The 22365-nt window shown below is 33.2% G+C and carries 17 protein-coding genes and 1 other RNA gene; 17 read left to right on the top strand and 1 reads right to left on the bottom strand.

Features of this window, described 5'->3' with window-relative positions:
* Window positions 1-300: 300 nt before the first annotated feature.
* The 15 genes from FHS04_RS14385 to FHS04_RS12685 all read left to right on the top strand — a co-directional run bounded on the left by FHS04_RS14385 (window position 301) and on the right by FHS04_RS12685 (window position 18201).
* Entirely contained in the window at window positions 301-831 is a 531-nt protein-coding gene (locus tag FHS04_RS14385) for a hypothetical protein (protein WP_244906282.1), read from the top strand.
* Window positions 832-891: 60 nt separating this feature from the next.
* Complete coding sequence (locus tag FHS04_RS14380) at window positions 892-1551, top strand: tyrosine-type recombinase/integrase (RefSeq protein ID WP_244906283.1); 660 nt, start codon at window positions 892-894, stop codon at window positions 1549-1551.
* A gap of 283 nt (window positions 1552-1834) precedes the next feature.
* Window positions 1835-2248, top strand: coding sequence for an HYC_CC_PP family protein (locus FHS04_RS12745; RefSeq protein WP_244906284.1), 414 nt, complete (start codon window positions 1835-1837; stop codon window positions 2246-2248).
* A 271-nt stretch (window positions 2249-2519) separates the two neighbouring features.
* Window positions 2520-6272, top strand: a complete 3753-nt coding sequence (locus FHS04_RS12740) for an efflux RND transporter permease subunit (protein WP_106678888.1) — start codon at window positions 2520-2522, stop codon at window positions 6270-6272.
* Window positions 6269-7504: a TolC family protein gene (locus FHS04_RS12735; protein WP_106678890.1), complete on the top strand. Its 1236-nt coding sequence runs from the start codon at window positions 6269-6271 to the stop codon at window positions 7502-7504. Before FHS04_RS12740 ends, FHS04_RS12735 begins: the two co-directional genes overlap by 4 nt.
* A 3-nt stretch (window positions 7505-7507) precedes the next feature.
* On the top strand, window positions 7508-9793 hold the full coding sequence (locus tag FHS04_RS12730) for a multicopper oxidase domain-containing protein (protein ID WP_106678892.1): 2286 nt from the start codon (window positions 7508-7510) through the stop codon (window positions 9791-9793).
* A 52-nt stretch (window positions 9794-9845) separates the two neighbouring features.
* Entirely contained in the window at window positions 9846-10454 is a 609-nt protein-coding gene (locus tag FHS04_RS12725) for a DUF3347 domain-containing protein (RefSeq protein ID WP_106678894.1), read from the top strand.
* On the top strand, window positions 10455-10913 hold the full coding sequence (locus FHS04_RS12720; RefSeq protein WP_013868941.1) for a heme-binding domain-containing protein: 459 nt from the start codon (window positions 10455-10457) through the stop codon (window positions 10911-10913). It abuts the gene before it with no gap.
* A gap of 25 nt (window positions 10914-10938) precedes the next feature.
* Window positions 10939-11460, top strand: coding sequence for a YybH family protein (locus FHS04_RS12715; RefSeq protein WP_106678896.1), 522 nt, complete (start codon window positions 10939-10941; stop codon window positions 11458-11460).
* Between the two features lie 3 nt (window positions 11461-11463).
* Window positions 11464-12021: a helix-turn-helix domain-containing protein gene (locus FHS04_RS12710; protein WP_106678898.1), complete on the top strand. Its 558-nt coding sequence runs from the start codon at window positions 11464-11466 to the stop codon at window positions 12019-12021.
* A 75-nt stretch (window positions 12022-12096) separates the two neighbouring features.
* A complete protein-coding gene (locus tag FHS04_RS12705; protein WP_106678900.1) occupies window positions 12097-14601 on the top strand; it encodes a heavy metal translocating P-type ATPase in 2505 nt (834 codons plus the stop codon).
* 4 nt (window positions 14602-14605) lie between these two features.
* Complete coding sequence (locus FHS04_RS12700) at window positions 14606-15397, top strand: cation transporter (RefSeq protein ID WP_027879802.1); 792 nt, start codon at window positions 14606-14608, stop codon at window positions 15395-15397.
* 26 nt (window positions 15398-15423) lie between these two features.
* A complete protein-coding gene (locus FHS04_RS12695; protein ID WP_106678902.1) occupies window positions 15424-15909 on the top strand; it encodes a DUF305 domain-containing protein in 486 nt (161 codons plus the stop codon).
* A complete protein-coding gene (locus FHS04_RS12690; protein WP_106678904.1) occupies window positions 15896-17674 on the top strand; it encodes an efflux RND transporter periplasmic adaptor subunit in 1779 nt (592 codons plus the stop codon). The genes FHS04_RS12695 and FHS04_RS12690 overlap by 14 nt, the downstream gene beginning before the upstream one ends.
* A 32-nt stretch (window positions 17675-17706) precedes the next feature.
* Window positions 17707-18201, top strand: coding sequence for a heavy-metal-associated domain-containing protein (locus FHS04_RS12685; protein ID WP_106678906.1), 495 nt, complete (start codon window positions 17707-17709; stop codon window positions 18199-18201).
* 64 nt (window positions 18202-18265) lie between these two features.
* Here FHS04_RS12685 and ssrA read toward each other — a convergent pair.
* Window positions 18266-18663, bottom strand: a transfer-messenger RNA (tmRNA) gene (gene ssrA / locus FHS04_RS12680).
* Between the two features lie 366 nt (window positions 18664-19029).
* Here ssrA and FHS04_RS12675 point away from each other — a divergent pair.
* Window positions 19030-20235 (top strand): NAD(P)-dependent oxidoreductase, encoded by a 1206-nt coding sequence (locus tag FHS04_RS12675; RefSeq protein ID WP_106678908.1) that lies wholly within the window; start codon window positions 19030-19032, stop codon window positions 20233-20235.
* 61 nt (window positions 20236-20296) lie between these two features.
* Entirely contained in the window at window positions 20297-22357 is a 2061-nt protein-coding gene (locus tag FHS04_RS12670) for a peptidase associated/transthyretin-like domain-containing protein (protein WP_106678910.1), read from the top strand.
* Window positions 22358-22365 lie beyond the last annotated feature (8 nt).

Genomic DNA, 22365 nt, shown 5'->3' with positions numbered 1-22365 from the left:
ATTATTTTTAAGAAATTTCTTTCAGAATAAGTTGTCACCTCAAAAAAAATAAAACATTGTAAATCAATAGTTTACAGGGCTTTCTGTGGAGTCGGAGAATATTGAAACTATATATTTTACTATAATGAATAAACTATATTTAATGTTATTTTCACTGATAAATAAAGGAGTTTATTATTGTTTAGTATTTTAACTTTATAATTAATTATAACTATTTTGTCGCCTATTTTGTCACCTATTTTGTCACCTATTTTGTCACCTGTTTTGTCACCCAGTATTTAAACTCATTTTTGAACTTTTATGAAGCATTCGTTTTACTTAAAAAATCCTCAAAACCAGAAAGGAGAAAAGCCATCTTTAATTTACTTCACCTGCCATTTTAATAAGGAGAAAAAGAAGTTTGTTTATTCTACAGGAGAAACAATAGCTCCTATAAATTGGGATTTTGATTACAGACAGCCTTATTTAAAAGGAAAACATAAAGCTCCTAACAATTTAACTATAAATACTCAACTATTAAGGTATACTCAGAAATTTGAAGAAACTAAGGCATTGTATTCAAAAATCAATGAAGAATTTACCTCAAAAATATTACGTGATGCTTTTGATTTAGAGTTTAAAAAAATTTCTAAAAAGAGTAATAGTTTTTTTGATGCTTATGATGAATTTGTGGAGGAAAAAAATAAAAGAAAAGAATGGAAACAAGCAACTAATAAGAGATATATTAATATAAAAAATCATTTAATTCACTTCGAAAAATATAAAAAATACAAGCTTACTTTTAGTACAATAAATAATAATTTTGATACTGAATTTAAAGATTTTTGTTAAAGAGTTTTAGATCATAGTACCAACACATTTGCTAGAAATCTTGGGCTTTTTAAAACATTTATGTTTTGGGCATTAAAAAATAAATACACATATAACAATGCTTTTATAGATTTTAAAAAACCTGAAAGAGTTATCACTAAAGAAATTGCATTAAATTTAGATCAAGTAAATGAAATTTACATGTACCAACCAAAGTCTCTAGCTTTAGAAAAAGTTAAAGATGTTTTCGTGTTTCAGTGTTTAACAGGACTTAGGTATGGAGAGTTAAAAAGAATAAATAAACGTACTGTAACTGAAAATTCAATCTTAATTAAGGAGGAAAAAGATGTTGCTAAAGAAGTAAGAGAAATACCTTTATTTGAAGTTAGTAAAAGTATTCTAGAAAAATATGAATTTCAATTACCATTAATTAGTAATCAAAAGCAAAATCAGTTTATTAAAGAAATTTTTAAAAATGCTGAATTTACTTTTGAAGTTGAATATAGTAGGACAAAAAACAGGGAGCATAAAATATTAAAGGCTCCATTTTATAAAAGGGTAAGCACACATACAGCAAGAAGAACTTTTATCACAATTTTAAAAAATAAAGGAGTTGCGGATAAAACAATTATGGAGATGACTGGACATAAAGATTTTAAAACATTTAATAGTTATTACAAAGTTGATAATCTAGCTAAACATGAAGCAATTAATAAAGCATTTTCATCTTTTAAATTATAATTGAATTTTTATTTTCTTAACTCTACTCTTTATAACTTTTATATTGGAAAAAGGAGTTTTTATAATAATAGATATTAATAGGTATTCTTCATAATTTTTAAGATCCTTATAGTACATTTATAGATAAATGTTCTTAATATCCAGAATAATAAATTTCATAAATTTTATCGGATAATCAACTTAAATATAGCTTTTAAGTTATAGAAATTAGATTGAAGGCATGTCTAAACTTCTGTTAAACAAAATCAATAGTTGTTAAAATTTTATACCTTTGCAAATAGATATGAAGCAGTTTTTCCATAAAATAATGTCTTTAGCAATGGCTTTTGTAGTGTTATGCTCTACAATGTCATTTACTGTGAATATGCATTATTGCGGAGATACGTTAGTAGAAACTGCTATTTTTCATAAAGCCAAAGGTTGCGGAATGGAAATGGAAAAACCATCTACTGAAGGATGTTCTATTACCAAGAAAAATTGTTGTGATGATGAACAATTAACAATTGAAGGTCAAGATGAATTACAATTGCAAGTTGACAAAATCACATTTGAACAACAAGTATTTATAGCTTCATTTGTTTACACTTATAGTAACCTTTTTGAAGGTTTAGAAAATAACGTTTCTACTTACGAAGAATATAAACCGCCACTCGTCATAAGGCAACTCTACAAGATTGACGAAACATACTTAATTTGATTTTTAAACAATGGACTTTTTTATCCTATGGCTTTATGTCGTAAGGATAATTCGCTGTATTCGGTGTTTTCTTAATACCGAATGAATTTTAAAATGATTGATAGTGAATTTGAATTATATTTTCTTTAGATGAAATAGGAAATATAAGCATAGCCAAAGTTACGGTTCTATTTTATATTGAAATATAAAGGAAATAGAAACTAATTCAATCGATTATTTTGAAGTTTATTAGGTATCAAACCAATGTCTAACTATTTAATAATCAAAGCCAATGCTCAATAAAAGCATCAAATTTTTAATAGAAAACAAACTCGTTGCAGTTTTACTACTTGTCCTTTTTATTGGATGGGGAACTGTTAATGCACCTTTTAATTGGGATACAGGATTTTTGCCAAGTAACCCTGTAGCAGTAGATGCTATTCCCGATATAGGTGAAAATCAACAAATCGTATTTACCAAGTGGGATGGTCGTTCCCCACAAGATATAGAAGACCAAATAACCTATCCATTAACCACATCATTATTGGGTATTCCTGGAGTGAAAACCATTCGTAGTTCCTCTATGTTTGGGTTTTCAAGCATCTATATCATTTTTGAAGAGGATATAGAATTTTACTGGAGCAGAAGTCGTATTCTCGAAAAACTTAATTCCTTACCAAGTGGTTTATTACCCGAAGGTGTTAATCCAGCGTTAGGTCCAGATGCCACAGGATTAGGACAAATATTTTGGTACACACTTGAAGGTCGTGATGAGAACGGTAATGTAACAGGTGGTTGGGATTTACACGAATTACGTAGTATTCAAGATTACTATGTTAAATATGCCTTGTCCTCTGCAAGCGGTGTTTCTGAAGTTGCATCAATTGGTGGTTATGTTCAAGAGTACCAAGTGGATGTAAACCCAGAACTAATGCGTCAATATAACATTGGGTTACATCATATTGTTAAAGCTGTAAAAGAAAGTAATAAGGATATTGGCGCACAAACCTTGGAAATTAACCAAGCTGAATATTTAGTTCGTGGTTTGGGGTATGTAAAATCCATTGCAGATATTGAAAATGCTGTAGTTGATTCTGAAAATTTCACTTCAATAAAAATTAAAGACATTGGAAAAGTTTCATTAGGTCCAGCAACAAGACGAGGTTTATTGGATAAAGAAGGTGCTGAAGTTGTTGGTGCTGTTGTGGTGGCTCGTTATGGAGCAAACCCAATGGAAGTCATTAATAACGTAAAGGAAAAAATTAATGAATTAAGTGCAGGATTACCTTCAAAAGTTTTGGCAGATGGAAGAACATCACAAGTTACCATAGTGCCTTTTTATGACAGAACAGAATTGATACAAGAAACTTTAGGTACACTCAATGAAGCCTTAACACTTGAAATATTGATTACCATTTTGGTTATAATCATTATGGTGTTTAATCTTCGAGCTTCTGTCTTGATTTCAGGATTATTACCAGTTGCAGTCTTAATGGTATTTATTGCGATGAAACTCTTTGGCGTCGATGCCAATATAGTCGCTTTATCTGGTATTGCAATTGCTATTGGTACAATGGTCGATGTTGGTGTCATACTATCAGAAAACATTATAAGGCATTTGGATGAAAACGAAAATGTCATTCCGACAGAGCAAGGAACGAGCGACGAGGAATCTCATAAAAAGTTACCCATAAACACGGTAGTTTACAACGCAACAGCCGAAGTTTCTGGTGCAATCGTAACCGCAGTAATGACTACAATTATAAGTTTCATTCCTGTATTTACAATGATTGGCGCTGAAGGTAAATTGTTCAGACCATTAGCATTCACAAAAACCTTTGCTTTAACAGCGTCCATAATTGTAGCCTTATTTCTAATACCACCGTTTGCGGCCTTTTTATTCCGAAAAAAGAGCATTCAAAAACATTTTAAATATGCTTTAAACGGTGTTTTAATAGTATTAGGAATAGCAGCAATAATTTATGGATATTGGTTAGGAATCATACTCATCGCTTTTGGTGTCACAGCCTTATTAAATCTTCAAAACAAGATTTCAGATAAACAGGCAAATTTTGCCAACATCATCATTTCTGCTTCGGCAATCGTATTCTTATTAGCAGAATATTGGCGACCGTTAGGAGTAAACGAAAGCATCTTCTTAAACCTCATTTTTGTAGCCATTATTTGTTTTGGCTTGTTAGCTGTGTTTTCATTATTCATTAAATTTTATACACGTATTTTAAGATGGTGTTTAGATAATAAATTACTATTTCTTTCAATTCCAACTGCAATTGTCATTGCTGGTTTTTTCATAATGAAAAATACAGGCAAAGAATTTATGCCATCGTTAAATGAAGGTTCTTTTCTATTGATGCCTACTTCTATGCCACATTCTGGTGTAGAAGAAAATAAGCGTGTTTTACAGCAGTTAGATATGGCAGTTGCCAGTATTCCTGAAATCGAAACTGTAGTTGGAAAAGCAGGTCGTACAGAATCTGCATTAGACCCAGCACCACTATCAATGTATGAAAATGTTATTCAGTATAAGTCAGAATATATGCTGAATGAAAACCGAGAACGTCAACGCTACAAAGTGAATAATGATGGCTTGTTTGAATTAAAAGATGGTCGATTTATCGCAAATCCAAATAATACAGAAAATGTCACCTTGAGCACAGTCGAAAGGTCTCAACTCATTCCAGACAATAATGGAGAGTTCTATCGAAATTGGAGACCTGAAATACAATCACCAGATGATATTTGGAACGAAATTGTAAAAGTGACCAAATTACCAGGCGTAACGTCTGCACCAAAGCTACAACCTATTGAAACCCGATTGGTAATGTTGCAAACAGGAATGCGAGCACCAATGGGTATTAAAATAAAAGGGCAAGATTTAAAGCAGATTGAAGCGTTTGGAATGCGATTAGAAGATATTTTAAAACAAGCTGAAGGTGTAAAAGATGAAGCTGTTTTTGCAGACCGTATTGTAGGTAAACCCTATTTGTTAATTGATATTGATAGAGAGAAAATTGCTCGTTATGGCGTAACCATTGAGGAAGTTCAAAATGTTTTGAAAGTGGCTGTTGGTGGTATGGTATTAACACAGACAGTAGAAGGTCGTGAGCGTTATGGTGTTAGAGTTCGTTACCCAAGAGAATTAAGAGCAAATCCAACCGATTTAAAACAAATCTATGTGCCTGTTGAAAAAGGAAGCCCTATTCCTTTAAGTGAATTAGCGACTATAAAATATGAACAAGGTCCACAAGTAATTAAAAGTGAAGACACTTTTTTAGTTGGCTATGTGTTATTTGATAAAATGGATGGTTTTGCAGAAGTCAATGTGGTAGAAAATGCACAAACCTTAATTCAAGAAAAGATAGATAGTGGCGAATTGGTAGTCCCAAAAGGTATCAACTATCAATTTACGGGAACGTATGAAAACCAATTAAGAGCAGAAAAAACCTTGTCGGTTGTTGTGCCTTTAGCGTTGGCAATCATTTTCTTAATTCTGTATTTCCAATTTCGTTCAGTAGGGACATCACTAATGGTATTCACAGGTATTGCAGTTGCTTTTGCTGGTGGTTTTGTAATGATATGGCTCTATGGTCAAGATTGGTTCTTAAACTTCAATGTCTTTGGTGAAAATCTGCGCGATTTATTTCAAATGCACCCCATTAATTTAAGTGTAGCGGTTTGGGTTGGGTTTATTGCACTATTTGGTATCGCAACTGATGATGGTGTTGTAATGGCAACCTACTTAACACAAACTTTCGACAGAAATTCACCAGAAACAAAAAAGGAAATTAGAGCATCTATTGTAGAAGCAGGTGAAAAACGTATTAGACCGTGCTTGATGACTACAGCAACAACCATTTTAGCACTCTTGCCTGTACTCACATCAACAGGACGAGGTAGTGATATTATGATTCCTATGGCAATACCAAGTTTTGGCGGAATGTTAATCGCTTTAATCACCTTATTTGTTGTGCCAGTTTTATATAGCTGGAAAGCCGAAGTTCAACTTAAAAGAGCATCAAAATGAAATATAAATCAATACACATAAAAATCGTCTTGGCTCTTGGCTCTTGTTTCTTGAGTCTTTTTGGAAACGCTCAACAATTAGAAACATTAATTGATGAAGCATTAGATAACAACCCTGAAATTCAAAAATTTGAATTGCAATACAAAAGGGTTTCAGAAAAAGTAAATGAAGTAAATACGGTTCCTAATACAGAATTTGGAGTTGGTTATTTTGTAAGTGAACCAGAAACACGAACAGGAGCACAACGCTTTAAAGTATCGGCTAAACAAATGTTACCGTGGTTTGGTACAATTACGTCAAGAGAAAATTACGTGAGTTCATTGGCAGATGCTAAATACGAAGACATTGTCATCGCAAAGCGAAAACTAATGGCTTCGGTATCACAATCCTATTATAATCTATACGCTAACAAAGCAAAGCAAGAGGTTTTAACTGAAAACATCAAACTATTAGAAACTTATGAAACGTTGGCATTAACTTCTGTAGAGGTTGGTAAAGCATCCGCAGTAGATGTGTTGCGATTGCAAATGCGTCAGAACGAAATGCAACAATTAAAAGATGTATTGCAACAACAGTTTTTAGCAGAACAAACTAACTTCAATAATCTATTGAATAGAGATAATGATGTTACCGTGAATGTGGTAGATAGTTTAATGATACCTTCAGAAGACTTTGATATTACTTTTGAAAAATTAGTATTACATCCTGAATTACTAAAATTTGATAAACTCTATCAATCCATAGAGCAATCAGAATTATTGAATCAAAAAGAAAGCAGTCCAATGATTGGTTTTGGATTAGATTATATCAATGTTGCTGAAAGACCAAATATGGATTTCAGCGATAACGGAAAGGATATTGTAATGCCAATGGTTTCGGTATCTATCCCAATTTTCAATAAGAAATATAAATCCCAAACCAAACAAAATGATTTGCAACAGCAGGAAATTACTGCTCAAAAACAGGAACGTTTAAATGCATTGGAAACGCTTTTAGACAAAGCGAATAACGAACGCATTTCTGCAAGAATAAGTTATGCTACCCAAACCAAAAACCTACAGCAAGCCAAAGATGCAGAAGACATTCTAATAAAAAGTTACGAAACAGGAACCATTGATTTTAATGATGTTTTGGATATTCAAGAGTTGCAATTAAAGTTTCAAATGAACCAAATAGAATCTGTGAAGACCTACTATGTGCAAAGTACAATCATTAATTATTTAATTCAGTAAACAATGAAAACATTTAACACAATATTTCTCTTGTTTCTAACTTCAATGGCATTTGCCCAAGTTGGTACAAATGGTCAAGATAGAAAAGAAGAAGGCCGAAACATACAAGAGTATAACCTTACTATAGAAGAAAATGAAATAACTCTTTCAGGTGTAACCGCCAAAGGAATGACAATTAATGGTGGAATTCCAGGTCCTACATTAGAATTTAATGAAGGTGACCTCGCTATTATTAACGTAACCAATAAAATGGATGAAGAAACCTCTGTACATTGGCACGGTTTAATACTTCCTAATTTTTATGATGGTGTACCTTATTTAACTACGCCACCTATAAAAGCAAATACTACATTTCAATATAGAATACCTATAAACCAATCTGGCACATATTGGTATCATTCCCACACGATGTTGCAAGAGCAAAAAGGAGTTTATGGCTCAATAGTCATTCATCCTAAAGAAAAGACCTTGGACTATGATAAGGATTTAGTCGTAGTCCTTTCCGATTGGACAAACGAAAAGCCAATGAATGTGTTACGAAACCTTAAACGGGGAAACGAATGGTATCAGGTTAAAAAAGGGACAGCAGTACCATTAAGCAGAGTTATTAAAGAAGGTGCATTAGGCGCACAATTCAAATTTTGGCGCGATAGAATGGAAGGTGCAGACATTGCGGACGTCTATTATCCTGCGTTTTTAGCTAATGGTAAAAAACTTGCAGAATATTCAGAGTTTAAAACAGGTGAAAAAGTACGATTACGTTTTATCAACGCATCTGCTTCATCTTATTATTGGGTGGATTTTGGTGGTGGTAACCCGATGATAGTTGCGAGTGATGGTGTAGATGTAACACCAGAATATAAAAACCGATTTCTTTTTGCAATTGCCGAAACCTATGATGTTATAGTAACTATCCCAGAAGGTACATTAGAAATTACCGCAACAGCCCAAGATGGTTCTGGCAACACCTCAATCCGTTTGGGTAGCGGAAAATTGTATCCAGCTACTGTAATAGACAGACCAGATAAAGTGGCTATGATGAAGCAAATGGCAAAAATGGATATGAAGATGGGTGCACCTGCAATGGTGGGCAATCAAAAGAAAAAAACACCAGAGTTTTTGATGCAGACATATGGAATGAAGATGAAGATGGATATGAAAGACGGACAGATGAAGATGGATAATGATATGAATATGGAAATGAAAAAGGATGCGACGCCAATGAATCATATGATGTCTACAATGCAAAAGGACACCGCTTCATTTAATTATGATACACGTAAAACGTATTTCAATTATGATTTTTTAAAAGCAAAGGAAAACACCACTTTTAAGACAGATGCGCCAGTAAATGAAATTTTACTGAATCTAACTGGTAATATGCAACGCTATGTTTGGAGTATGAATGGTACACCATTGTCCGAAACAGACAAGATTAAAATTAAAAGCGATGAGGTTACAAGGATTACCCTAAATAATCTGACAATGATGCACCACCCAATGCACTTGCACGGGCATTACTTTAGGGTGATTAATGAAAATGGAGAGCGTTCGCCATTAAAACATACCGTAAATGTACCACCGATGAAAAAAGTAATTATAGAGTTCTATAATGAAGAATATGGTGATTGGTTCTTTCATTGTCACGTGCTATATCATATGATGGGTGGTATGGCAAGAGTATTTAGCTATGATACACCACGAGATGAAAGGATGAAACCTTATCCAGTACAAAACCTAATTGACGAGACAGACCATTACTATTCGTGGGGAATGCTTCGTGGAGGTTCAAACTTTAATGAACTTTTATTGATGTCAAGCAGCATCCGTAACGAATTTGCACTACGTGCCGAGTTTGATTATAACCAAAATGCCGAGATAGAAGTAAATTATAACAGATATCTCAATGATTGGGTACGCGTATATGCAGGCGTAAATACTGAAACTTCAACACCAGATTCTTATGATACATTCAATACTGTGGGATTGGTTGGAGTTAAATATTTCACGCCTTACAGATTTAATGTCGATGTGAGTATGGACCATCAACTGCGCCCAAGAATACGTTTAGACAGAGAACTATTGATTTTTCCTAGAATTTTTCTCGAAGGAGAATACGAATACAGAGCAGATTTTGGATGGGTTAATGAGTTAGAAAACAACAAATCTTATGAAGGTGAAACGCAATGGTTAATTGGAGCATCATACATCTTATCTCGAAATTTTTCAATTCAAGGGAATTATAATAACCGATATGGTTGGGGTGGCGGACTATTAGTTCGATTCTAATAATACATAACAATTTTATATAAACAAATATTAATCTTAAAAGTAAGTCAAAATGAAAAAAGTAAAATTAGTAACAACAATTATGGTAATGGCTTTTATAAGCCTAACAGCAATGTCTTGTAAAAACGCAAAAAAAGAACATAACAACGATGAAGGTCATAATACAGAAATGAATCACGACAATAGCGATGGTCATCACGATAGTGATAAAAAAGAAATGGCAATGAATAGCAATCAAGACGGGAATACCGAAATTATACTTAAAGATTATTTTAATCTAAAAGATGCTTTAGTTGTAGATGATGAAGCAAAGGCAAAAAAAATAGGTGCTTCATTAGAAAAAAGTTTAGAAAATTTAGATGTTTCTAAATATACGGATGCTCAAAAATTAGAATTAAAGGATATTATTTTGGATGCCAAAGAACACGCAGAGCATATATCCAAAAGCCCAATAGCACACCAAAGAGAACACTTTAAGGTTTTAAGTAAAGATATTATAGATATGGTTGCGATAACAGGTGCTTCTAATAAATTATATGAGCAATATTGCCCAATGTATGAAAAAGGAAGTGCTTGGTTAAGTATGAATAAAGAAGTACGTAACCCTTATTATGGTAGTAAAATGCTGAAGTGCGGAAAAGTACAAAGAGAAATTAACTAAATGAAAACTGTTAAAATCATATTGCTGATTTTATTGGTCGCTTTTGTGGGAATACAATTTATTCCCACAGAAAGTAACCAAACTGATATTGTACCAGTAACCGATTTTATGTTGGTAAATAATGTGCCAAATAATATAAAAAATAAGTTGCAAGTATCTTGTTATGATTGCCATAGTAACAACACTAAATATCCTTGGTATAATAAAATACAACCAGTTGCTTGGTTTTTAGAAGAACATATTAAAGATGGCAAAAAAGAATTAAATTTTAGTGAATGGGGTTCATTAACAATTCGAAGAAAAACAAGTAAGTTGCGTTCAATTATAAAACAAATAGAAGGCAATAAAATGCCTTTAGATTCTTACACGTTAATACACAGAGATGCAAAATTGTCTGAAAGCGAAAAGAAATTACTCATAGAGTATATGTCAGATTTAAAAGAAAATTTAAATAATTAAAAGTCAAACATCAAAATATTCGATTATGAAACCACCCATATTTGTCTTATTATTCACGATTTTAATTGTGAGTTGTAAAGAAAGTAAACAACAAGATACAACTATCGAAACTCAAAAAGAGGTCGTTGTTGACACCACAAATGAAAAAGAGGAAGTGTTGAAAATTATGAAATCTTATAAAAATGCCATTCAAAACTTAACAACCGAAGGCACTTTTCAACTCTTTACGCAAGATGCCACCGTTTTTGAGCAAGGTAAAGTAGAAGGAACTTATAAAGATTATATAGATGGTCATTTAGGTCCAGAACTTGGGCATTTTAAAAGTTTTACATTTTCAGATTATCAGATTGATGTAAATGTAAGTTTGCCCTATGCATATACAACTGAAAATTATTTGTATACGATAGTTTTAAAGGCAGATGAAGCTAAAGGAACAAAAGAACGAACCATTGAAAGTAAAGGCGTAGCAACTTCAATTTTAAAAAAAATTGATGGAGATTGGAAGATTATTCATTCACATACTTCATTTAAAAAATTGAATCAATAAACAATGAATCATATTCTTCATATAAAAAATATGGTCTGTAATCGCTGTAAAATGACGATTATAAATTTGTTGGATGATGAAGGTTTTGAAGTGGAATCTATACAATTGGGTAAAATTGTTGTTAAAGAACAGTCTAGTGATGATTATGTTCGGCTAGAAACACAGTTGAATGCTTTAGGATTTGAAGTGATTAAGGATCCTACAAAGGCATTGATTGAAAAAATTAAAATTAATCTTATTCAGCATATTGAAAAAAATGAAACAGATGAAATTCTTGGTAAACTTGAGAGTGAAATAGGCAAAAGTTATTCTACATTGAGTAAAACGTTTAGTAAATCAGAAGGGATAACACTTGAAAAGTATTTTATCAACCTGAAAATAGAAAAAGCTAAAGAGTATATTCAATTGAATCAGCTTAATTTTTCAGAAATAGCCTATAGCCTTAACTATAAAAACAGTAGTCATTTATCGAAACAGTTTAAACAAGTTACTGGAATGTCAATGACAGACTATAAAAATTTACAATATGGAGAGAGAAAATCCTTGGATGAAATTGTATAAAAATTAGCCAGAATTAGAATAATATTATAAGGTGAGTCCTTGTAATTTAGCCTAATAATTCTAAAATATTTAAAAATGAAACACACATATCACATACACGGAATAACCTGTAATGGTTGTAGAACACACGTAGAAGAAACGCTCTCTAAAGTAGAAGGTGTTTCAAAAGCAACAGTCGATTTAGAAAAGGCAGAAGCTACCATAGAAATGGAATCACACATACCTATAGAAACATTTCAAGAAGCCTTAAAAAAAGATAGTGATAGATATAGCATTCATAAACAAGGTGAACATCATCATCATCATACCAAAGGTAAAAAGGAAAAGCAACAAAAAGGGAAAGGCACAGGCACATTTTATTGTCCTATGCATTGCGAAGGCGATAAAACTTATGATAAACCAGGCGATTGTCCTGTTTGCGGAATGGATTTGGTGGAAGAACAAAATCTATCAGCAACTTCAAAGGAACAATGGACGTGTCCGATGCATCCAGAAATTGTAAAAGAAGAAGCAGGTTCGTGTCCTATTTGTGGGATGGATTTAGTGCCAATGGAAGCAGATAGTTCAGCAGAAGAAAAAACGTATAAAAAGCTATTAAAGAAATTTTGGATTGCCACAGCATTTACCTTGCCCATTTTCTTAATGGCTATGAGCGAAATGCTCAATAACAATCCGTTGTACGATATAATGGAACAGAAATATTGGAACTGGATTCAGTTTGTTTTATCCATTCCAGTTGTCTTTTACGCTACGTGGATGTTCTTTGAGCGTGCTTATAGAAGCATAAAAACGTGGAATCTCAATATGTTTACACTTATTGGAATCGGTGCAGGTGTGGCTTGGTTATTTAGTGTATTTGGGATGTTGTTTCCAGATGTATTTCCTGAACAATTTAAAACTGAATCAGGCGCAGTTCACGTCTATTTTGAAGCAGCAACTGTGATTTTAACGTTAGTGCTTTTAGGTCAGTTGTTAGAAGCTCGTGCCCATAGTAAAACCAATTCGGCAGTAAAAGAACTGTTGAAATTAGCACCTAATAAGGCCATAAAAATAGTAGATGGTGAAGAAGTTGAAGTCAGTATTGACGAGATAGAACTTAATGATATTCTAAAAGTAAAACCAGGAGATAAAATTCCTGTAGATGGTATGATAACCGAAGGTGAAACAACCATTGACGAATCTATGATTACAGGTGAACCCATTCCTGTAAACAAATCTCAAGAAGATAAAGTAAGTAGCGGAACCATTAATGGGAATCAATCCTTTTTAATGAAAGCAGAAAAGGTAGGAAGTGACACTTTATTATCACAAATCATTCATATGGTTAATGATGCCAGTAGAAGTCGTGCACCTATTCAAAATTTAGCAGATAAAGTTTCAGGCTATTTTGTGCCAGTTGTAGTTCTTATTTCTATTATCACATTTATTGTATGGTCTATTTGGGGACCAGAACCAGTTTATGTGTATGCGTTTGTCAATGCAATTGCAGTACTAATCATTGCTTGTCCTTGTGCTTTAGGTTTAGCAACACCAATGTCTGTAATGGTTGGTGTGGGTAAAGGTGCTCAAAATGGTGTATTGATTAAAAATGCTGAAGCTCTTGAAAAAATGGATAAGGTAAATACGCTTATCGTTGACAAGACAGGAACAATTACCGAAGGAAAACCAACAGTTGAAACCGTTGGAGCTTTTAATGCTGCTTTAAGCGAAAAAGAAGTGTTACAATACATCGTTTCATTAAATACCAATAGCGAACATCCTTTGGCAGAAGCGACAGTTAAATATGGCAAAGAACACAACACAGAAATTTTAAAGTCCGAAGATTTTAGTGCTGTTACAGGAAAAGGTGTTGAAGCGACAATAAAAGATAAAAAAGTAACATTAGGTAATCCTAAAATGATGGAATATGCTAAAGCAGATGTTACATCGACAATGAAAGACGAAGCTAAATCTTACCAAAAACAGGGTAAAACAGTTTCTTATTTGTCAATAGATGAAACCGTCGTTGGATATGTAGTTATAGGCGATAAGATAAAAGAAACAAGTGCTAAAGCCATTAAAGCACTTCAAGATAAAGGGATTGATGTTATAATGCTTACAGGTGATAATCACGATACAGCACAAGCAGTAGCATCAGAACTAAATCTTGCAGATTTTAAAGCCAGTATGTTACCAGAGGACAAACTCAAAGAAGTAGAAAAATTACAAGAAAACGGAAAAGTAGTTGCTATGGCAGGTGATGGTATTAACGATGCACCAGCATTGGCTAAAAGTGATGTCGGTATTGCTATGGGAACTGGAACAGACGTAGCGATAGAAAGTGCTATGATAACACTCGTAAAAGGCGATTTACACGGTATTGTAAAAGCAAAAAATTTAAGTAATGCTGTAATGAAGAACATTAAGCAAAACCTATTTTTTGCACTTATCTACAACACTTTAGGTGTGCCTATTGCAGCAGGTGTGTTGTTTCCATTCTTCGGAATACTGCTCTCGCCAATGATAGCAGCTTTAGCAATGAGTTTTAGTTCGGTTTCGGTAATAGGTAACGCATTACGATTAAGAACAAAAAACATTTAATTATATGCAGAAAACAGTTTTCAAAATATCAAAAATGGATTGTCCTTCTGAAGAAAATCTAATTAAGATGAAGCTATCTGATATAGATGGTATCAAACAACTTGATTTTAATTTAGAAGAAAGAATCTTAACACTATATCATAATTCAAATGTAAATGAAATTGGTAATGCCTTAAATGAATTAAAATTAAATGAAAGTTTAATCAGTTCAGAAGATACAGACACAATTATTACTGAATCTACAAGGAGTCAATCCAAACTGTTGTGGACAGTTCTAATCATCAATTTTGCATTTTTTATTATCGAAATGAGTACAGGACTTATTTCAAAATCAATGGGATTAGTTGCTGATAGTTTAGATATGTTGGCAGATTCATTTGTTTACGGATTGAGTTTAATAGCGGTTGGTGGTACAGTTTTAAAAAAGAAACGGATTGCAAAATATGCAGGCTATTTTCAGATAACACTTGCAATTATCGGAATCGTTGAGGTAATACGTAGATTTTTAGGCTATGAAGCTTTACCTGTATTTTCAACAATGATTATAGTTTCAGTATTTGCTTTGATTGCAAATGGCATTTGCTTGTACCTCTTACAAAAATCTAAAAGTCAAGAAGCACATATGCGTGCCAGTATGATTTTTACCTCTAACGATATTATAATAAATCTTGGCGTAATTACAGCAGGCGTTTTAGTCAATTGGCTGCATTCTGGTATTCCAGATTTAATTATAGGAATCATTGTATTTGGATTGGTGATACAAGGTGCATTCAGGATATTAAAATTAAGTAAGTAAAAAGTTTAACTATAAAATCAAAAAATATGGAAAATTCAAAAGAACACTCAAACAAAGGAAATTACAAAACCTTCTTTATAATGTTGGCTTGCTCATTTGTAGCAATGTACATCACAATGTATTTAAACACCTATTCCATAGACCACGTATGGTTTAGTCTAACACGATTCTATATGACGTGTTTAGGGATTTCAACAATGGCAGTAATAATGTGGTTTTTTATGCGAAAAATGTATAATGATAGAAAGAAAAACATAGCAATTCTTGCAGGTAGTTTTATTCTGTTTATAGGGGCTTTGGGGTTAGTAAGAGCACAATCACCAATAATTGGTGATGTCCTTTGGATGAAAGCAATGATACCGCATCATTCTATCGCTATTTTAACAAGTGAAAGAGCAGATATAAAAGACCCAGAAGTAAAAAAACTGGCAGAAGATATTATTGAAGCACAACGCAAGGAAATAGAAGAAATGAAAGCAATGATAAAACGATTAGAAAATGAAAACAAATAAAATATTAATCTATTTAGGATTATTAGCAGTTGGTCTATTATTGGGTTGGTTGCTTTTCGGTGGTTCATCAAAAGAAGAAGCAGACCATAATCACAATGAAGTTGAACAAACCAATCAAATGTGGACTTGCTCTATGCATCCACAAATTATGCAGCCTGAACCAGGCGATTGTCCTATTTGTGGGATGGACTTAATTCCTGCGGAAAGCGGAAGTGATGGCTTAATGGCAGACCAATTTAAACTAACAGAAAATGCGATGGCATTAGCCAATATTCAAACAACTGTTGTAGGCAAGGGAAATGTTGAAGGCAACACCATAAAGTTATCTGGTAAAATTGCTGAAAACGAAGAAGCCAATGCAGTACAGGTAAGTTATTTCGCTGGAAGAATTGAACGTTTGAATGTGAGTTTTACAGGCGAAGAAGTTCGTAAAGGTCAATTATTGGCAACCATTTATTCGCCAGAACTCTATGCAGCACAACAAGAATTAATCACAGCAGCTTCTTTAAAAGAATCTCAACCTGCTTTATACAAAGCAGTCCGTAATAAATTGAAATTATGGAAACTCTCTGAAAATCAAATCAACCAGATTGAAGAAACAGGAAAAGTAAAAGAAAACTTTCCTGTTTATGCAACCGTTTCGGGTACTGTTACAGAAAAATTGGTAGAGCAAGGCGATTACATCAAACAAGGACAACCCTTATTAAAAATTGCCAATCTCAACACAGTTTGGGGAAACTTTGATGTGTATGAAAATCAGATTGACCGCTTTAAAAAAGGACAGGAAGTGATGATAACAACCAATGCTTATCCTAATAAAGAGTTTAAAGGTAAAGTAGATTTCATTGACCCAGTTTTAAACACGAAAACAAGAACTGTAACCTTACGTGTTGTTTTAAGCAATAAGGACGATGTATTTAAACCAGGAATGTTTGTAACCGCAAATATTGAAGGCAGTACAGCTAAAAATGATGAAGTATTATCAATTCCTGCATCTTCTGTATTATGGACAGGTGAACGTTCTGTGGTGTACCTTAAAACAAATCCAGACCAACCTATTTTTGAAATGCGTGAAATTAAATTAGGCAATCAAATTGGTAATGAATATGAAGTTGTAGAAGGTTTATTTGTTGGAAATGAAATAGTGACTAACGGAACATTTACGGTTGATGCAGCAGCACAATTACAAGGCAAAAAGTCTATGATGAATAAAGATGGTGGTAAAGTAATGACTGGACACGAAGGTCATTTAGGTATGGATAACAATGCATCTAACAAAGAAAGTGACCACACTAATATGAATGAGCGTTTGGAAGTATCAGAGAAATTTCAACAACAGTTAAATAGTGTTTACAATGCGTATATCAATTTAAAAGATGCTTTAGTAAAAGAAGATTCAATAAGTACTTCAGCAAACGCAACAACTTTATTAAATAAATTGAACAAAGTAGATATGAAATTGTTGTCAGATAATAAGGCGCATAACCATTGGATGTCATTAGAAGGCGAAATAAAATCTTCTGCAACTTCAATTTCTGAAACGTCCGATATAAAATCACAAAGAGACCATTTTAAACATTTATCATCACATCTAATCAATGCTGTACAACTATTTGGTATCAATGAAAAGGTCTATGTAGAATTTTGTCCAATGGCAGATAACAATAATGGTGCTTATTGGTTAAGCAAAGAAGAAAAAGTAATCAATCCATATTTTGGCGAAGCAATGCTAACCTGTGGTGAAGTAAAACAAGTAATAGAATAATAAATCAAGTAATAACAATTAAATTTTAAACAATGAATTTTTCAAAGAAAAATCACGAACACAAAAACAAAAATGTAATCGACGTGAGTAAAAAAGTAATTTTAAGTGTAGCTGTAATAGCAGCATTAGGTTTAACAAGTTGTAAAAACGAAACCAAAAAAGAAACAGAAACCACAACTACTGAAATGTCAAAAGATATGGCAATGACAGACCTGTCTTTTGGTGTAAGAGGAAATTGTGGTATGTGTAAAAGTACCATTGAAAAAGCAGCCAATAGTGTTGAAGGTGTTGCAAGTGCTAATTGGGATGTCGATAAAAAGAAGATTGATGTGTCTTTTGATGATACCAAAACAGATGCTATGACAATTCACAAAGCTATTGCAGCTTCAGGGTATGATACCGAAAAAGTAGCAGGAGATGAAGAAGCTTACAAAAACCTACCAGGATGTTGCCAATACGACCACGACATGGCAATGAATCAATCAGGAGATGGTGAAAGTGAAGATCATTCAAATCACAATCATTAAAATAATCAACTGTATTATCGACTAAAAAATAAAACCCTGTAAAATCAATGCTTTACAGGGTTTTTTGTGGAGTCGGAGAGAATCGAACTCTCGTCCAAACAAGTAACCAAATAGCTTTCTACACGTTTAGTCTTTTCTTGTGTTTTCATCAGCAACCTGGTTAAAGACAACCTAGTTACTGCTTATCTTTTTAAAGTTTCGAATTGGCATCAAAGCGCTACCAAATCTATTTTGACTTTTACGATGCCTCAAAAAGGAACGCCGCCAATCAAGGCTTTCCAGAGACATTTAGCTTGCTTACCTTGTAAGCCTAGGCGTAATCTTACTATAATTCAGATTAGGCAGCTAAAGCGTAGTTATTCTCGCCGTTTAAAAAGTTGACCTAGCGTTTTACGTGTCTCATAGTCGTTACACGACGTGCTTACCATTTAATTAATCTCGCTGTCAAAACCAGTCGACCCCAAATTAATAAAATAGTAAATTTTTAATTTACATCATTGAATTATCCCAAACTGTACTTGGGATCTCATCAATAATTTTAGCGTTACCCACTTTTGCTTTTAATGGCAAAAGTGCGTCAGGCTTTCGGTAGTCGCAATCATAGATGTGCTCCAACAATACCTCAATCCTTAACGCGGTCCTAAACCAAAAGTTAGTTTTAAAAACCTTTTAAAGTAAAGGACTGCGAATTTACTAAAAATAATGTATCAAAAAATATACCAACACACATTTATAAAAAACTTAAGAAAAAATGTCATATTTACTATAAAAATTTCATTTGCTAAAGCTTAATAATAAAGGTATTTTAGCAGGATTAAAATGTAATACATGAAATTCGCAATAATAAAAGAACGTAAAAATCCACCAGATAGACGCGTTGTATTTTCACCAAAAGATTTAAAAACACTAAAAGATAATTTTCCAGAAGCAAACGTAGTAGTAGAAGCTTCAGATATTAGGGTTTTTCCAGATAAAGACTATTCAGATTTAGGATTTACAGTAACTCAAGATGTCTCAGAAGCAGACGTTATGTTAGGTGTAAAAGAAGTGCCTTTAGAGGCATTAATTCCTAATAAAAAATATTTTTTCTTTAGTCATACTATAAAAAAACAACCTTATAACCGTAAGTTGTTAAAAGCCATTTTAGAAAAAAATATCGAGCTATACGATCACGAAACCATCGTTAAAGAAAGCGGAGCACGATTAATAGGTTTTGGTCGCTACGCAGGATTAGTTGGCGCTTACAATGGGTTTAGGGCTTTAGGATTACGTGATGGTTTGTTTGAACTACCAAAGGTAGAACACTTAAAAGATTTAGATGAGGTAAAAGCAGAGCTTGATAAAATAAAATTACCAAACATAAAGATTGTGCTTTCTGGAACAGGTAAAGTAGCAAAGGGCGCAAAAGAAATTTTAGACCATTTAAAAATCAAAGAAGTAAGTGATGCGTTATACTTAACGTCAGATTTTACAGAGCCTGTTTATTGTATGATAGACGTTATGGAATATAACAAACGCAAAGATGGTAAAGTAGGAAGTAGACTAGAGTTTTATAAAGATCCAAGCGGTTACATAAGTAACTTTATGCCTTACGCTAAGGTAACCGATTTTTTTATAGCAGGTCACTTTTATGGAGATGGCGCACCTTATTTATTTACAAGAGAAGATGCTAAACATCCAGATTTTAAAATCAATTTAGTAGCAGATGTGTCTTGTGATATTGATGGACCAGTTGCAAGCACTATAAGACCATCTACTATTGCAGATCCATTTTATGGTTACGATCCAATAACAGAAAAAGAAGTACCATACAATGCAGAAGGAGCAATTACCGTTATGGCTGTAGATAATTTACCTTGCGAATTACCAAAAGACGCAAGTGAAGGTTTTGGAGAGATGTTTTTAAAATACGTGATACCTGCATTTTTTAATGGTGATAAAAATGGTGTTTTAAAACGAGCAAAAATGACGGAAAACGGAAAGTTAACCAAACGTTATGCTTATCTACAAGATTATGTAGAAGGAAAAGAATAAGGTTAATTCTCTTTTGTAATTATTTTAATTTACCTTTAGTTTGGTATTCAATGTTTTAAGTATGAAATTTTCAAAACTAATTTACACCTTGTTATTCCTTTTTTTAGTAGTTTCTTGTGAAAAGGATAATAATATACCTATCAACCAACAACAAGAAGATGGGTTATCTGATAATCCATTCTTTTCTAATTTTGGATCGCAAATTTCAGCAGACTTTATAGGTCGTGTTGTAGATGAAAATAATGAGCCAATCATAGGAGCAAACATTACTTTAGGTAGCGGATTTGCAATTACAGACGTTAATGGTGTTTTTGCAGTTAACGATGTTTCTGTCTACGAAAGCTTTGCGTATATAAGAGCATCAAAACAAGGGTATATTTCTGGATCTAGAGCATTAGTGCCAACAGATGGTGTTAATCAAGTTAAAATAATGTTGTTAGACGCTACACCAAATGCAACAATAGTTTCTGGTCAAGCTATAACAATTGATTTACCAAACGGAACCAAAGTTGATTTTGATGGTAATTTTGAAACTTCAACAGGATTTGCATATCAAGGTAATGTAGATGTCGTGTTAAGACATTTAAATCCAGATGAAGAAGATATGAATCTACAAATGCCAGGTATGTTAATAGCTCAAGATACAGCAGGTAATTTAAGAGCTTTAGAAACTTACGGTATGATTGCTGTAGAACTAATTGGAGAAAACGGTGAAGATTTAAACATAGCATCTAGTAGTACAGCAACTATAACTGTTCCCGTGCCAACTAATGCAACAAATCCACCAGCAACAATACCGTTGTGGTATTTTGATGAGCAAAATGGATATTGGGTAGAAGAAGGAGAAGCTGCCATAGTTGGTAACGAATACGTAGGTGAAGTATCGCATTTTAGTTTCTGGAATTGCGACGCACCTTTTGATGTTGTTCAAACTTGTATAATATTACAAGATATAAATGGTAATCCACTACCAAGTCTAAATGCGCAATTAACGCTACAAACAACTACATGGAATTCAACTTCAGGAGGATATACAAATAGTAACGGAGAAGTTTGTGGTTTAGTAGCAGCAAACGAAGCATTAACTTTAACCGTTCCTAATTATGGTTGTGATGTGTTTACAACAACAGTAGGACCATTTTCTGCAGATGATACCGTTACAGTAACAGTAACAAACTCAACAGAACAATTAACTACACTTACCGGAATGTTTAATGATTGCGATGGTAACCCAATTACTAACGGTTACATGCAGTTAGTAAATGGTAACAATGCACAAGTTATACCAATTACAGACGGGACAGTAAACGAAAGTATTAGTTATTGTGCCTCAGATAGCTCATATATAATAAATGTAGTAGATGTGGCTGGAGGACAAGAAACTGATGTTTTAACTGGAAATTTCACAGCAAATACAGATTTAGGAACAACATCAACCTGTATCACTTTAGGAGATTTTGACAATGATGGTGTTTATGATATAGATGAAGATATTAATGGAAACGGAAATTTATTAGATGATGATACTGACCAAGATGGTATACCAGATTATCAAGACCAAGATGATGATGGTGATGGAATAAACACTGCAGATGAGGTTTACGGAAGTAATACAAATCCAATGGATCAAGATAGCGACGGAGACAATATTCCTGATTATTTAGATCCTCAAGATGTAGCTGTTTATAGCGCAGAATGGTTCTCAGAAGATTGCGATGGATTGACTTACGATTTAGAACAGTTTAATGATAATTACATAAACTCAAACATAACTTTTCATGAAACTCAAGCAGATGCAGATGCTAACGTTAATCCTATTGCAACTCCATTTTCAAATTCTAGCGGATTAACAGTTTTATATGTAAGAGTTGAAAATACAGTATCAAATCAAGTATCAACAAACGGAATGTTTTACTTGTTAGGTCCGCCAACATTTATAGATTCTGATAATGATGGCTTATTTGATTGTGAAGAACTAACCGGTATCGATAACGGTCAATCTACAGCTAATCCTAACGGAAATATCACAGATCCAAATAATCCAGATACCGATGGAGATGGTGTTAATGATGGTGATGAAGCTATAAATGGAACCGATCCAAACGATCCAGATGATAATTAAAATAAAAA

Source organism: Mesoflavibacter zeaxanthinifaciens subsp. sabulilitoris, assembly GCF_014191595.1.
GTDB classification, from domain to species: domain Bacteria; phylum Bacteroidota; class Bacteroidia; order Flavobacteriales; family Flavobacteriaceae; genus Mesoflavibacter; species Mesoflavibacter zeaxanthinifaciens.
Note: the sequence above shows the minus strand (reverse complement) of the source record. Positions and strands in the feature narration are given on the sequence as shown.

Excerpts from the sequence above, each read along its gene's own strand:
- FHS04_RS14385 (WP_244906282.1), top strand. The coding sequence starts at position 301 with ATGAAGCATTCGTTTTACTTAAAAAATCCTCAAAACCAGAAAGGAGAA.
- FHS04_RS14380 (WP_244906283.1), top strand. The coding sequence starts at position 892 with ATGTTTTGGGCATTAAAAAATAAATACACATATAACAATGCTTTTATA.
- FHS04_RS12745 (WP_244906284.1), top strand. The coding sequence starts at position 1,835 with ATGAAGCAGTTTTTCCATAAAATAATGTCTTTAGCAATGGCTTTTGTA.
- FHS04_RS12740 (WP_106678888.1), top strand. The coding sequence starts at position 2,520 with ATGCTCAATAAAAGCATCAAATTTTTAATAGAAAACAAACTCGTTGCA.
- FHS04_RS12735 (WP_106678890.1), top strand. The coding sequence starts at position 6,269 with ATGAAATATAAATCAATACACATAAAAATCGTCTTGGCTCTTGGCTCT.
- FHS04_RS12730 (WP_106678892.1), top strand. The coding sequence starts at position 7,508 with ATGAAAACATTTAACACAATATTTCTCTTGTTTCTAACTTCAATGGCA.
- FHS04_RS12725 (WP_106678894.1), top strand. The coding sequence starts at position 9,846 with ATGAAAAAAGTAAAATTAGTAACAACAATTATGGTAATGGCTTTTATA.
- FHS04_RS12720 (WP_013868941.1), top strand. The coding sequence starts at position 10,455 with ATGAAAACTGTTAAAATCATATTGCTGATTTTATTGGTCGCTTTTGTG.
- FHS04_RS12715 (WP_106678896.1), top strand. The coding sequence starts at position 10,939 with ATGAAACCACCCATATTTGTCTTATTATTCACGATTTTAATTGTGAGT.
- FHS04_RS12710 (WP_106678898.1), top strand. The coding sequence starts at position 11,464 with ATGAATCATATTCTTCATATAAAAAATATGGTCTGTAATCGCTGTAAA.
- FHS04_RS12705 (WP_106678900.1), top strand. The coding sequence starts at position 12,097 with ATGAAACACACATATCACATACACGGAATAACCTGTAATGGTTGTAGA.
- FHS04_RS12700 (WP_027879802.1), top strand. The coding sequence starts at position 14,606 with ATGCAGAAAACAGTTTTCAAAATATCAAAAATGGATTGTCCTTCTGAA.
- FHS04_RS12695 (WP_106678902.1), top strand. The coding sequence starts at position 15,424 with ATGGAAAATTCAAAAGAACACTCAAACAAAGGAAATTACAAAACCTTC.
- FHS04_RS12690 (WP_106678904.1), top strand. The coding sequence starts at position 15,896 with ATGAAAACAAATAAAATATTAATCTATTTAGGATTATTAGCAGTTGGT.
- FHS04_RS12685 (WP_106678906.1), top strand. The coding sequence starts at position 17,707 with ATGAATTTTTCAAAGAAAAATCACGAACACAAAAACAAAAATGTAATC.
- FHS04_RS12675 (WP_106678908.1), top strand. The coding sequence starts at position 19,030 with ATGAAATTCGCAATAATAAAAGAACGTAAAAATCCACCAGATAGACGC.
- FHS04_RS12670 (WP_106678910.1), top strand. The coding sequence starts at position 20,297 with ATGAAATTTTCAAAACTAATTTACACCTTGTTATTCCTTTTTTTAGTA.